Here is a 14,139-nt window from a genome sequence, read left to right on the forward strand (position 1 = left end):
GGGGGGGCGCCCCGGGGGCCCCCCCCCCCGTCGTCACCTGCCGCCCGAGGGGGTGGCGGCTGGCGATCAGGCCTCGACCAATGGGGGCGTAGGGGTGGAGGGTTTGGTCGCAGGCCGGTAGCTGCGCCAGTCGAAGGACTGGGCCATGCCCTGTTTCTGCAGGTGTTCGCGATGCTGGAGCTGGATCCGCGCCCGGCGCATGCGGGCCTTGCGCGAGGTGAAGGGATTGCCGGGATCGGGCGGTGCGGCGACCATTCGCTCCAGCAGTGCATGGCGCTCCTCTCCGGTCGGTACCGGCCCGCTGTCGGTGACCGGCGCGCGAACCTTGCGCTCCGGCGCGCGACGTGCCGGCGCCTGCGCGGCAGTGCTTGCCATGGCCGCCGAGCCACCTGCCGGCATGGGCGCAGCCGCTGGGGCACGCGAAGCCGAAGCGTCAGCGGACGCCCGAACCGGACTATAGGTGGCAGCGGGCTTGTAGGTGCCGGGCAGCGGCTGACGCGAACGCGGCTGACGCACCCGCTTGCGGCGCGAGCGCATGGCCATGATCCCCGCCCCGGCTATGCCTGCAGCGGCAAGCAGACCGAGGATGCCCTCGATGGGCAGGTCGCTGCCATCATCGGCCGGAGGCGCGTCGGCCGCAACGTCGGCGCCCGCATCGGCAGGCGGAACCGTGCTGAGCGGCGAGGCTGGCACCGGGTCCGCGACATCGCCCTGCGCAAGCGCGCCATCGGCGGCCGTACCGGCCCGGGATTCGTTGGGTACGACGACAGGCTCTGCAGCACGGCGGCTGGTCGCTCCAGGTGCAGGCGCTTCACGTGCAGGCTTTGCACGTGCGGGCGAGCGCTCGCTCCGACTGCGCTCTGCGGGGGCGGACCCCGTCGGATTGCTCGCGGAAGGGGAGGCGGAACTGGATGTAGCGGCCGAGGTTTCGGACTGAACCACGGGCGCCACCGGCATGACGACCGGCTGCGAAACAGTTGCATCCTGTGTCGGCTGCGCCTGCGGGGGCACGATGCTCGGCTTGACCGCGGTCGACTGCTCGGCGGAGTTCGTGACCGGGGCCGCCGACCTCAAAGCTTCGACGGGCGAGCCGCTGTTCACGTCCTGCGGCAAGGTCAGCGCAGGCGCGGACGCCCCACTGTCCTGTGCCAGGACCGGCGTGGAACCAATCGCCAGGACGGCAGCAATCGCCGTCAGGGCGCGAGTCGAACGTGTGAGTGCTTGTGTCATGCCCGGTATAATGCGCGTCGACCCGAAAGAGTTACCGCCGCGACCGCCAATACAGGACAAGACGACAGCCCGGATGCGACGAACCGATACTTGGGCATCCCGGCGCTGTATTTGCCTTGTCGGCGCACAACAGCGCGTTCATTTGGCGTTCACCGAAAATCGTCCCGGGACCCATGAATATACCGCAGGATCAACGCCCTGAGCGATCCTCTGGCCGCAAGCGCGCCGCCCCATTTCGACCCTCGCGACCGGTGCGCGCGGCGGGCGTGGGAACGTTTGACAGCGCGGGACCCCACTCCTATATGCACCGCTCGCTCGGCGCTTCGAGCAAGGCGGGTCCATGCGCGGGGACACGTCCAGGAAGGAAGCGATCCGGGTATTCATCTGACGCAGAGGCTGCAGGCCGCTTCGGACCCCGATCCAAGGGATTCCGGGCATGCCGAGCGGCCTTTTGGTGTTTCAGGTGATCCGTCCAACAGGCGGAAATCGTCCTCGCGAAGACGAAATTTTTCCGGACCGTTCACTGCGAATCGGTCCCTTTTGAGAAGCGAAGAGGCAAGAACCCCACATGGCGACCAAGCCCCTCGAACACCGCCGCTCCGCGAAGAAGCGGATCCGCAAGATCTTCGGCGACATCCACGAAGTCGTCCAGATGCCCAACCTCATCGAGGTCCAGCGCGAGAGCTACGAACAGTTTCTGCGTTCCGATCCTTCGGTCGGCTACGTTTCGGGCCTGGAAAAGACGCTGCGTTCGGTGTTCCCGATCCGCGACTTCGCCGGCACCAGCGAACTCGACTTCGTGCACTACGAACTGGAAGAGCCGAAGTACGACGTGACCGAGTGCCGCCAGCGCGGCATCACCTATGCGGCCCCGATGAAGGTCACGCTGCGCCTGATCGTGTTCGAGGTCGACCAGGAAACCGAGACCCGCTCCGTGCTCGATATCAAGGAGCAGGACGTCTACATGGGCGACATGCCGCTCATGACCGAGAACGGCACCTTCTTCATCAACGGCACCGAGCGCGTCATCGTTTCGCAGATGCACCGTTCCCCGGGCGTGCTGTTCGACCATGACCGCGGCAAGACGCACTCCTCGGGCAAGTTCCTCTTCGCTGCCCGCGTGATCCCGTACCGTGGTTCGTGGCTCGACTTCGAGTTCGACGCCAAGGACAACGTCAACGTGCGTATCGACCGCAAGCGCAAGCTGCCGGTCACCTCGCTGCTCTATGCCCTGGGCCTCGACAGCGAGCAGATCCTCGACCACTTCTACAACACCGTGACCTGGAAGCGCGGCGAAGGCGGCTGGCGCCTGCCCTTCACCCCCGAGCACTGGCGCGGCCTGAAGCCGGCCTTCGACATCGTCGACGCCAAGTCGGGCGAAGTCGTGTTCGGCGCCGGTCACAAGATCAGCCCGCGTGCCGCCAACAAGGCGCAGAAGGACGGTCTTGAGGAACTCCTCATCCCGACCGAGGAAATCTTCGGTCGCTACATCGCCGAGGACATGATCGACGAGTCCACCGGCCGCATCTACATCGAGGCCGGCGACGAAGTGACGCCGGAAAACCTCGAGGTGATCGACGCTGCCGGCATCGACCAGCTCAACCTGCTGGACATCGACGACGTCAACACCGGTCCGTGGATCCGCAACACCATGAAGGTGGACAAGGCCGAGAACCGCGACATGGGTCTCGAGGCCATCTACAAGGTCATGCGTCCGGGCGAACCGCCGACGAAGGAAACCGCCGAAGCCCTCTTCGAAGGCCTGTTCTTCGACGGCGACCGCTATGACCTTTCGGCCGTCGGCCGCGTCAAGCTGAACATGCGCCTCGGCCTCGAGGTCGAGGACACCGTCACCACCCTGCGCACCGAGGACATCCTCGCCGTGGTCAAGGAACTGGTGAACCTCAAGGACGGCAAGGGCGAGATCGACGACATCGACAATCTCGGCAACCGCCGCGTGCGTTCGGTGGGCGAGCTGCTGGAAAACCAGTACCGCGTCGGCCTGCTGCGCATGGAGCGCGCCGTCAAGGAGCGCATGAGCTCGGTCGACGTATCGACCGTGATGCCGAACGATCTCATCAACGCCAAGCCCGCCGTGGCTGCCGTTCGCGAGTTCTTCGGTTCCTCGCAGCTCTCGCAGTTCATGGACCAGACCAACCCGCTTTCGGAAGTCACCCACAAGCGCCGCGTCTCGGCGCTTGGCCCGGGCGGTCTGACCCGTGAGCGCGCCGGCTTCGAAGTCCGCGACGTTCACCCGACCCACTACGGCCGCATCTGCCCGATCGAAACGCCGGAAGGCCCGAACATCGGTCTGATCAACTCGCTGTCGACCTTCGCCCGCGTCAACAAGTACGGCTTCATCGAAACCCCGTACCGCAAGGTCGTGGACGGCAAGGTCTCCGGAGAGGTCGTGTACCTCTCGGCGATGGAAGAACAGAAGCACACCGTTGCGCAGGCTTCGGCCGAACTGAACACCGACGGTTCGTTCGTCGAGGAACTCGTCTCGGCTCGCCAGAACGGCGAATTCGTGATGAGCCCGCGCGACCAGGTCACGCTGATGGACGTTTCGCCCAAGCAGCTCGTCTCGGTTGCCGCCTCGCTCATTCCGTTCCTGGAAAACGACGACGCCAACCGCGCACTGATGGGCTCGAACATGCAGCGTCAGGCCGTGCCGCTGGTCAAGGCCGATGCGCCTTACGTCGGCACCGGCATGGAAGAAACCGTCGCCCGCGACTCCGGCGCCGCGATCTCCGCCCAGCGCGGCGGCGTGATCGACCAGGTCGACGCCACCCGTATCGTCATCCGCGCCGCGGGTGACATCGAGGCCGGCAAGTCGGGCGTCGACATCTACCGCCTGCAGAAGTTCGAGCGCTCGAACCAGTCGACCTGCATCAACCAGCGTCCGCTGGTGAAGGTGGGCGACGTCGTCGAGGCCGGCGACATCATCGCCGACGGCCCTTCGACCGAACTGGGCGAACTGGCCCTGGGCCGCAACGTGCTCGTCGCGTTCATGCCCTGGAACGGCTACAACTACGAGGACTCCATCCTCATCTCCGAGCGGATCGTGAAGGACGACGTCTTCACCTCGATCCACATCGACGAGTTCGAGGTCATGGCCCGCGACACCAAGCTGGGTCCGGAAGACATCACCCGCGACATCCCGAACGTCGGCGAGGAAGCCCTGCGCAACCTCGACGAGGCGGGCATCGTCTACATCGGCGCCGAAGTGCACCCGGGTGACATCCTCGTCGGCAAGATCACGCCGAAGGGCGAAAGCCCGATGACGCCGGAAGAAAAGCTCCTGCGCGCCATCTTCGGTGAAAAGGCCTCCGACGTTCGCGACACCTCGCTGCGCCTGCCGCCGGGCGTTTCGGGCACCATCGTCGATGTGCGCGTCTTCAACCGCCACGGCATCGAGATCGACGACCGTACCCGCGCAATCCAGAACGAGGAAATCGAACGCCTCGCCAAGGACCGCGAGGACGAACGCGCCATCCTCAACCGTGCGACCTACAACCGCCTGCAGGAAATGCTGATCGGCCAGGTGGCCGCTTCCGCTCCCAAGGGCGTGAAGAAGGGCATGGAGATCGACGAAGCCGTGCTCGGCGAAGTCGAGAAGCACGAATGGTGGAAGTTCGCGGTTGCCGACGACCACATGCAGTCGCAGCTCGAAGCGGTGAAGGCCCAGTACGACGCGACCGTCAAGGCGATCCAGGAGAAGTTCGAGGATCGCAAGGAGAAGCTCGAGCGCGGTGACGAACTGGCTCCGGGCGTGCTCAAGATGGTCAAGGTCTTCGTTGCGGTGAAGCGCAAGCTCCAGCCGGGCGACAAGATGGCCGGCCGTCACGGTAACAAGGGTATCATCAGCCGCATCCTGCCGCAGGAAGACATGCCGTTCCTCGAGGACGGCACCCCGGTCGACTTCGTGCTCAACCCGCTGGGCGTGCCTTCGCGCATGAACGTCGGGCAGATCTTCGAAACGCACCTGGGCTGGGCCGCGCGCGGCCTGGGCAGCAAGGTCGGCGAGGCGCTGGACGCATGGCGTGCCGCCAACCCCGATCCGGTTGCCGGACAGCCGCCCGAAGCCGTGAAGGAAGTGCTCAAGGAGATCTACGGCGAGAACTACGCCGACGAGATCGAAGCGCGCACTCCCGAGCAGATCGTGGAACTGGCGCAGAACGTGCGTGCCGGCGTGCCGATGGGTACCCCGGTGTTCGACGGCGCGGTGGAAGCCGACGTCTCGGCCATGCTGAAGCTCGCCGGGCTCGATGAATCGGGCCAGGTCACGCTCCTCGACGGCCGCACCGGCGAGGCGTTCGACCGCAAGGTCACTGTCGGCTACAAGTACGTGCTCAAGCTGCACCACCTTGTCGACGACAAGATCCACGCCCGTTCGATCGGCCCCTACTCGCTCGTCACCCAGCAGCCGCTGGGCGGTAAGGCGCAGTTCGGCGGCCAGCGCTTCGGTGAGATGGAGGTCTGGGCACTCCAGGCCTACGGTGCAGCCTACACGCTGCAGGAAATGCTCACCGTGAAGTCGGACGACGTGGTCGGCCGCACCAAGGTCTACGAAGCGATCGTCAAGGGCGACGACACCTTCGAGGCGGGCATCCCCGAGAGCTTCAACGTTCTCGTCAAGGAAATGCGCTCGCTGGGCCTCAACGTCGAGCTCAAGAGCCACGACGACGAGGACGACGACGGCCTGGCCGAAGCGGCGGAGTAACGGGATCGGGCGGGGCCATCGCGCTCCGCCCTCCCCTCTCCACCCGCCAAGAGAATTCACCCTGTTGGGGACTGAACTATGAACGACCTGACCAAATTCACCAACCAGATGGCGAAGCCCGAGACCTTCGATCAGATCCAGATCGGTCTCGCCTCCCCCGAGCGCATCCGCTCCTGGTCCTTCGGCGAGATCAAGAAGCCGGAAACCATCAACTACCGCACGTTCAAGCCCGAGCGTGACGGCCTCTTCTGCGCGCGCATCTTCGGCCCCGTGAAGGACTACGAGTGCCTTTGCGGCAAGTACAAGCGCATGAAGTACAAGGGCGTCGTCTGCGAAAAGTGCGGCGTCGAAGTCACCGTCACCAAGGTGCGCCGCGAGCGCATGGGCCACATCGAACTGGCCGCGCCGGTCGCGCACATCTGGTTCCTCAAGTCGCTGCCTTCGCGCATCGGCCTGCTGCTCGACATGCAGCTCAAGCAGCTTGAGCGCGTCCTCTACTTCGAGAGCTACATCGTCATCGAGCCGGGCCTGACCCCGCTCGAGAAGTACCAGCTCCTGACCGAAGACGAGATGCTCGACGCCCAGGACGAGTACGGCGAAGACGCCTTCTCCGCCGGCATCGGCGCCGAAGCGGTCAAGCAGATGCTCATGGAGCTCGACCTCGAACAGGAGCGTGCCGACCTTCTCCAGGAGCTTGAGACGACCAAGTCGGAACTCAAGCCCAAGAAGATCATCAAGCGCCTCAAGGTCGTCGAATCGTTCATCGATTCGGGCAACCGTCCCGAGTGGATGATCCTTGAAGTCGTGCCGGTCATTCCGCCGGAACTGCGCCCGCTGGTCCCGCTGGACGGCGGCCGCTTCGCGACTTCGGACCTCAACGACCTCTACCGTCGCGTCATCAACCGCAACAACCGCCTCAAGCGCCTGATCGAGCTGCGCGCGCCGGACATCATCGTGCGCAACGAAAAGCGCATGCTGCAGGAAGCCGTCGACGCGCTGTTCGACAACGGCCGCCGCGGCCGCGTCATCACCGGCGCGAACAAGCGTCCGCTCAAGTCGCTGTCCGACATGCTCAAGGGCAAGCAGGGCCGCTTCCGTCAGAACCTGCTCGGCAAGCGCGTCGACTATTCGGGCCGTTCGGTCATCGTGACCGGTCCGGAACTCAAGCTGCACCAGTGCGGCCTGCCCAAGAAGATGGCGCTCGAGCTGTTCAAGCCGTTCATCTACGCCCGCCTCGATGCCAAGGGTCTTTCGATGACCCTGAAGCAGGCCAAGAAGTGGGTCGAGAAGGAACGCAAGGAAGTCTGGGACATCCTCGACGAGGTGATCCGCGAGCATCCGGTTCTCCTGAACCGCGCGCCGACGCTGCACCGTCTGGGCATCCAGGCCTTCGAACCGGTCCTCATCGAGGGCAAGGCGATCCAGCTGCACCCGCTCGTCTGCTCGGCCTTCAACGCCGACTTCGACGGTGACCAGATGGCCGTCCACGTTCCGCTCTCGCTGGAAGCCCAGCTGGAAGCGCGCGTGCTGATGATGTCCACCAACAACATCCTTTCGCCCGCGAACGGCAAGCCGATCATCGTTCCTTCGCAGGACATGGTCCTCGGCCTGTACTACCTGTCGATGGATCGCACCGGCGACCCGGGCGAAGGCATGAAGTTCGGCGACATGGCCGAAGTGCACCAGGCGCTGTTCACCGGCGCCGTGACCCTCCACTCCAAGATCGAGGCCCGCGTGCCGCAGACCGACGAGCAGGGCAACCAGTACATGAAGCGGTTCGAGACCACGCCGGGCCGCATGCTCATCGGCGAATGCCTGCCCAAGAGCCACAAGGTGCCCTTCGAAGTCGTCAACCGCCTTCTCACCAAGAAGGAAATCGGCGACGTCATCGATCAGGTCTACCGCCACACCGGCCAGAAGGACACGGTGCTGTTCGCCGACGCCATCATGACGCTCGGCTTCCGCAACGCGTTCAAGGCGGGCATCTCCTTCGGCAAGGATGACATGATCATTCCGGAATCGAAGGTCGCGCTGGTCAACGAGACCAAGGAACTGGTTGCCGACTACGAGCAGCAGTACCAGGACGGTCTCATCACCCAGCAGGAAAAGTACAACAAGGTGATCGACGCCTGGAGCCGTTGCGGCGACCAGGTCGCGAACGCCATGATGGAAGAGCTCAAGGCCCTTCCGGTCGACCCCGAAACCGGCCGTCAGGCACAGATCAACTCGATCTACATGATGAGCCACTCGGGTGCGCGCGGTAGCCCGGCGCAGATGAAGCAGCTTGGCGGTATGCGCGGCCTCATGGCCAAGCCGTCGGGCGAGATCATCGAAACGCCGATCATCTCGAACTTCAAGGAAGGCCTGACCGTCCTTGAATACTTCAACTCCACCCACGGCGCCCGCAAGGGTCTGGCCGACACCGCGCTCAAGACGGCGAACTCGGGTTACCTGACCCGCCGTCTGGTCGACGTGTCGCAGGACTGCGTCGTCGTCGTCGAGGACTGCGGCACCGAGCGTGCGCTGGAAATGCGCGCGATCGTTCAGGGCGGTTCGGTCATCGCCTCGCTGGCCGAGCGCATCCTGGGCCGTACCCTGGCCGAGGACATCGTCGACAAGGAAGGCAACGTCGTCGTCGCCAACGGCACCCTGCTCGACGAAGCGGGCGTCAAGGCGATCGAAGGCGCTGGCGTACAGGCGGCCCGCATTCGCTCGCCGCTGGTCTGCGAAGCGACCCAGGGCGTCTGCGGCAAGTGCTACGGTCGCGACCTCGCCCGCGGTACGCCGGTGAACATCGGCGAAGCGGTCGGCGTCATCGCCGCCCAGTCGATCGGTGAACCGGGTACGCAGCTGACCATGCGTACCTTCCACATCGGCGGCGCCGCGCAGCTCAACGAAACCAGCCACCTGGAATCGATCTGCGACGGTACCGTGCAGTATCGCGACATCCCGACGATCCTCGACAAGCGCGGTCGTCGCCTGTCGCTGGCCCGCAACGGCGAAGTCGTGGTGATCGACACCGAAGGCCGCGAGCGCGCAATGCACCGCGTGCCTTACGGTACCGTGCTGCTGCACACCGACGGGGCAACCGTGAAGGAAGGCGAACGCCTGGCCGAGTGGGACCCGTTCACCCTGCCGATCATCACCGAAACCGCAGGTGTGGTGAAGTATCAGGACCTGATCGACTCCCGCACGCTGACCGAGCAGGTCGACGATGCGACCGGCATGACCAGCCGCGTCGTCACCGAAGACCGTTCGTCCAGCCGTTCGAAGAAGAAGGAAGACCTGCGTCCGCGCATCACCCTTCTCGACGACGCATCGGGAGAGGCCGCGCGCTACATGCTGGCGCCGGGCGCGACGCTCTCGGTCGAGGACGGCCAGATGGTCGAAGCCGGCGACATCATCGCCCGTGCTTCGCGCGAAGCTGCCAAGACCCGCGACATCACCGGCGGTCTGCCGCGTGTTGCCGAGCTGTTCGAGGCCCGCAAGCCGAAGGACAACGCGGTCATCGCCAAGGTCTCGGGCCGCGTCGAATTCGTTCGCGACTACAAGGCCAAGCGCAAGATCGCGATCATTCCCGAGGAAGGCGAACCCGTCGAGTACCTGATCCCCAAGAGCAAGGTGATCGACGTTCAGGAAGGCGACTTCGTCAAGAAGGGCGACAACCTGATCTCCGGCTCGCCGGATCCGCACGACATCCTCGAGGTCCTCGGCGTCGAGGCCCTGGCGGAATACCTCGTGTCGGAAATCCAGGAAGTCTATCGACTCCAGGGCGTGAAGATCAACGACAAGCACATCGAGGTGATCGTTCGCCAGATGCTGCAGAAGGTCGAGATCACCGACGGCGGCGACACCACACTGCTGCCGGGCGAGCAGGTCGACTTCGAGGAAATGCTCGAGGTCAACAGCAAGCTCACGGGCGACAAGAAGCCTGCCGAGGGCAAGCCGGTGCTGCTGGGCATCACCAAGGCCTCGCTGCAGACCCGTTCGTTCATCTCGGCGGCGTCGTTCCAGGAGACCACGCGCGTCCTCACCCAGGCTGCGGTCGAGGGCAAGAAGGACTCGCTCATCGGTCTCAAGGAAAACGTCATCGTCGGCCGCCTCATCCCGGCGGGCACCGGCGCGGGCATGAACCGCGTGCGCGTTGCCGCGTCGAGCCGCGACGCAGCCCTGCGCGCTTCCTATCGCAAGATGCAGGAAGCGCTCATCGCTGCCAACACGGCCGAGGAAGAACGTGCAGCAGAGCTCAAGCGCGACCCGCTTGACGATCTCGGCGACGATCCGCTGGCGGCAGTCGAGGGCGAAACCCACGGCACCGACGCCGATGCGGGCGAATACCTGATCAAGGGCGACGAGGAAGGCGAGGCCTGAGCCTCACCCCTCCAGCCTGACAGGCGACAAGCAGGGCCCCGCCGGAGCAATCCGGCGGGGCCTTTGCTTTATCGGCTACCATAATTCCACGCCTGTCCACCCAGTGGCGCGCGAGCCGGGTCCGGCCGGGAACCGCCCCGGGTTCGACGGGCGACATATCCGGTTCGACCGGTGACATGGCCTTCGGACCGGCGCGGCGGCATAGAGGCGCTACCCCCCGCTCTCGCAAGGCCGGAACCGATGAAACGCCACGAGTCCCCTGTCAGCAGCGCGGCAGCCGCCTCGGTGATTGCCATGCTGGCTTTCGCGGTGTGGTCCGGCCTTGCGGAGTTCAGCGCCCAGTTCAGCGGCGCCGCAGCGCTGCTGGGCACCTGATCGCGTCCGGGATCAGCTTCCCGGTCCGATGACCATCCGGTCATCCTCGATCCGCACCCCGCTCAGTTTGGACAGGAACGACTGCCCCAGAAGGGAAACGTCGAGCCCCTCGGGAATGATCGCCGCCTCTACGTCCCTGGCTTCGAACCCGCCCAGTTCGAGGCGTTCCAGCCGGACCGGCACGCCATAGACCGGACCGCCGGCGCCGCGCCCGACACCGACGATATCCGAATCGTTCCATTCGAGCCCAATCGCCTGCGCATCGGCGCCGGTCAGAGCGACGATGCTGGCACCGGTATCGACGAGAAAGTGCATACGCGCATTGCCGACCATGGCATCGGCGTAGAAATGACCGTCAGCTTCTCTGGGCAGCACGGTCTCTCCGGCCAGCCATGCCTCGCGGCGATCCTGCCGGACCTGCCGTGTAGCCGCCTCGACCGGGTCCACGCTGGCGGCAGGACGCCGGCCATTGCCGGCCTCCAGTCCAGGCGCGATCCAGCCGACGACGGCTGCCGTCCCGACGAGTAGGATGATCGGTCCCTTGCGCATGGCCCGCAGGCTATGCGTCAAAGGCTTAAACCGGCGTAAAGCGCGCGGCGAAGCGAAGCGGCAGCTACTACTCGGCGGCCTGGGCCTGCGCCTCGGCAGCCTCGATCTCTGCCGCCTTGGCTTCCACCAGCGAAACGATGTGGTCGAGCATGTCGTCGCTCTGCACGTGATGGTCGGTCACCCCGGAGAGATAGACCATGTGCTTGCCGTTGCCGCCGCCGGTAATGCCGATGTCGGTCTCGCGCGCTTCGCCCGGGCCGTTGACCACGCAGCCCAGCACGGAAAGCGAGAGCGGCGTCTTGATGTGTTGCAGGCGCGCTTCGAGCGCTTCGACCGTGCGGATCACGTCGAAGCCCTGCCGCGCACAGGACGGGCACGAAACGACGCGTACGCCGCGGGTGCGCAGGCCGAGTGCCTTGAGGATCTCGAAGCCGACGCGCACTTCCTCTTCCGGCTCGGCCGAGAGGGAGACGCGCAAGGTGTCACCGATACCGGCCCAGAGCAGGTTGCCGATGCCGATGGCCGACTTCACGGTACCGCCGATCAGGCCACCGGCCTCGGTAATGCCGAGGTGCAGCGGACAGTCCACTGCATCGGCCAGTCCCTGGTAGGCGGCGACCGCAAGGAACACGTCGGAAGCCTTCACCGCCACCTTGTAGTCGTGGAAGTCGTGGTCCTGCAGCAACTTGATGTGATCGAGCGCCGATTCGACGAGCGCTTCGGGACACGGCTCACCGTACTTTTCGAGCAGGTCTTTCTCGAGGCTGCCCGCGTTCACGCCGATGCGGATGGCGCAGCCGTTCGCCTTGGCCGCACGCACGACTTCGGCAACGCGCTCGTCCGAACCGATGTTGCCCGGATTGATGCGCAGGCAGGCCGCGCCGGCATCCGCCGCCTCGAGCGCACGCTTGTAGTGGAAATGGATGTCCGCGATCAGCGGAACCTGCGCTACGCGGGCGATTTCGCGGAAAGCCGCGGTGCTCTCGACATCGGGACACGAGACCCGGATGAGATCGGCGCCCGCGTCCTCGCAGCGGCGGATCTGGTCGATCGTCGCGCGCGCGTCCGAGGTCGGGGTATTGGTCATGGTTTGCACGGTGATCGGGGCATCGCCGCCGACGGGAACGCTGCCGACCATGATCTGGCGGCTCTTGCGGCGCTCGATATCGCGCCAGGGTCGAATGGAAGACATGGCCGCTCCTATAGGCGCTTGGCGTGACGGTTTGAAGCACGTTTGCATTCTGCCGGCCCAAGCCGCGGATTCGAGGGCGCTCTTTTGCCCGTGCGGATTTTCGGGCATGCACCGCAGATGCTCGACGACACCATGACCGACGACCTCGAAGCCGAAACGCCCCTGCTGTTCGGACGCGTCCTCGACGGTCGCGGCGGCGCCCGTCCCGTCACCTGGGAAGAGGCGAACGCATGGCAGCCGGGCATGCCCGGCGAGGTCCTGTGGATGCACTTGCGGCGCGACCGTCCGGGCGTGGCCGATTGGCTGGAGCATTCGCTGGGCCTGCCCGAGCCGACCGCCGAACTGCTGACCAGCGAGGACACCCGTCCGCGCGCCTTCAGCGAACGCGGCGCGCTGGTGGCGACGCTGCGCGGGATCAACTTCAACCCCGGCGCGGAACCGGAAGACATGGTCTCGATGCAGGTCTGGTGCGATGGGCAGCGGCTGATCACGCTGCGTCGGCGGCCGCTGCAGACGCCGCATTCGATCATGCACGACCTCGACGACGGGCACGGCCCGGTCGATGCCGGCGCTGCCATCACTTCGCTGGTCGAGCACATGATTGCCCGCATGAACCGCTCCATCGTCGACATGAACGAGGTGATCGACCAGCTCGAGGACACCGATCCCGACGACGATCCGGAAAGCATGCTCGACAAGATCTCGACGATCCGGCGCAATTGCCTTGCCCTCAAGCGCCACATGTCGCCGCAGCACGTCGCGCTGGAGCGCATCTCGCGCGATGCCCCGGCCTGGTTCGAGGATCACGACCGCCGCGAGATCGCCGAGACGATCGACCGCATGCGCAGGTACATCGACGATCTCGACATCAGCAAGGAAAGCGCGGTAGTCCTGCAGGATGACCTGCGCGCCCGCGCCGTCGCCCAGTCCAACCGCACCAGCTACCTGCTGACCATCGTCGCGGCGATCTTCCTGCCGCTCGGCTTCGTGACCGGGCTGCTCGGCATCAACGTCGGCGGGATGCCCGGTGCATCGGACCCGCACGCCTTCTGGCTGGTCGTCGCCATGTGCGTGGCGATCCTGCTGATGCAATTGCTGATGTTCTGGCGCTGGAAATGGTTCGGGTAGAGCGCCTTTGAGGGTCAGCCCTGCAGCAGGCGCGCGTAGAGAAACTCCTCGTCGCGCTGTTCCCCGACCATGAAATGAATGTCGGCGACCTTTTCGAAGCCTTGTCGCGCATAGAACCTGTGCGCGCCGAAGTTCTCGCTCCACACCGATAGCTGGACTTCGTCCGCGCCGAAATCGCGCGCCTCGTCCATCGCCCAGGCCATCAGCCTTGCGCCGATGCCCTGCCCTGTCGCTTCGGGATCGGTGTAAAGCTGCTTGAGCTCGATCGCCTTGCTGCCACGGGCATGGTCCGGCCAGGCGCAGGCCATGACAATCTTGCAGAACCCCAGCAGACGGGCCCCGTCGACCGCCAGCATGATCCGCATTTTCGGATCGGCAATCTGCGCCGCAACGACATCCTCGGAATGGGATTCAGCCAGAAAAGCAGAGAGATCCTCTGGCCGGTAGAGGTACCCGAACTTCTCCACGAAGCTGCGCGCGCCAAGATCGGCAAGGGCTGCGGCATCGGCCGGCGTGGCGAGTCTCAAGTCCATCGCCATTCCCTGGTTCACTTGCCCGCGCCCGTCAATTG

At 65.3% G+C, this 14,139-nt stretch carries 8 protein-coding genes; 4 read left to right on the forward strand and 4 right to left on the reverse strand.

What is annotated here, in order from left to right; translation table 11 throughout:
- Window positions 1–66 precede the first annotated feature (66 nt).
- Complete coding sequence (locus tag SPHV1_RS15315; RefSeq protein ID WP_054946908.1) at window positions 67–1,230, reverse strand: hypothetical protein; 1,164 nt, start codon at window positions 1,228–1,230, stop codon at window positions 67–69.
- Between the two features lie 568 nt (window positions 1,231–1,798).
- Between SPHV1_RS15315 and rpoB the strand changes: the two genes are divergently transcribed.
- The 3 genes from rpoB to SPHV1_RS25995 all read left to right on the forward strand — a co-directional run bounded on the left by rpoB (window position 1,799) and on the right by SPHV1_RS25995 (window position 10,699).
- Entirely contained in the window at window positions 1,799–5,953 is a 4,155-nt protein-coding gene (rpoB, locus tag SPHV1_RS15320; RefSeq protein WP_054946909.1) for a DNA-directed RNA polymerase subunit beta, read from the forward strand.
- A 78-nt stretch (window positions 5,954–6,031) separates the two neighbouring features.
- A complete protein-coding gene (gene rpoC, locus SPHV1_RS15325) occupies window positions 6,032–10,324 on the forward strand; it encodes a DNA-directed RNA polymerase subunit beta' (protein WP_054946910.1) in 4,293 nt (1,430 codons plus the stop codon).
- 240 nt (window positions 10,325–10,564) lie between these two features.
- Window positions 10,565–10,699: a hypothetical protein gene (locus tag SPHV1_RS25995; protein WP_255352301.1), complete on the forward strand. Its 135-nt coding sequence runs from the start codon at window positions 10,565–10,567 to the stop codon at window positions 10,697–10,699.
- Window positions 10,700–10,711: 12 nt separating this feature from the next.
- Here SPHV1_RS25995 and SPHV1_RS15330 read toward each other — a convergent pair whose 3' ends face one another.
- Window positions 10,712–11,248, reverse strand: a complete 537-nt coding sequence (locus SPHV1_RS15330) for a TIGR02281 family clan AA aspartic protease (protein ID WP_054946911.1) — start codon at window positions 11,246–11,248, stop codon at window positions 10,712–10,714.
- 67 nt (window positions 11,249–11,315) lie between these two features.
- Window positions 11,316–12,440, reverse strand: a complete 1,125-nt coding sequence (ispG, locus tag SPHV1_RS15335; protein ID WP_054946912.1) for a flavodoxin-dependent (E)-4-hydroxy-3-methylbut-2-enyl-diphosphate synthase — start codon at window positions 12,438–12,440, stop codon at window positions 11,316–11,318.
- A 117-nt stretch (window positions 12,441–12,557) separates the two neighbouring features.
- Here ispG and SPHV1_RS15340 point away from each other — a divergent pair, with 117 nt between their 5' ends.
- Window positions 12,558–13,568: a zinc transporter ZntB gene (locus SPHV1_RS15340; RefSeq protein WP_054946913.1), complete on the forward strand. Its 1,011-nt coding sequence runs from the start codon at window positions 12,558–12,560 to the stop codon at window positions 13,566–13,568.
- A 14-nt stretch (window positions 13,569–13,582) separates the two neighbouring features.
- Here SPHV1_RS15340 and SPHV1_RS15345 read toward each other — a convergent pair whose 3' ends face one another.
- Window positions 13,583–14,101, reverse strand: coding sequence for a GNAT family N-acetyltransferase (locus SPHV1_RS15345; protein ID WP_054946966.1), 519 nt, complete (start codon window positions 14,099–14,101; stop codon window positions 13,583–13,585).
- Window positions 14,102–14,139 lie beyond the last annotated feature (38 nt).

It is taken from the genome of Novosphingobium sp. KN65.2, assembly GCF_001368935.1.
GTDB lineage: Bacteria > Pseudomonadota > Alphaproteobacteria > Sphingomonadales > Sphingomonadaceae > Novosphingobium > Novosphingobium mathurense.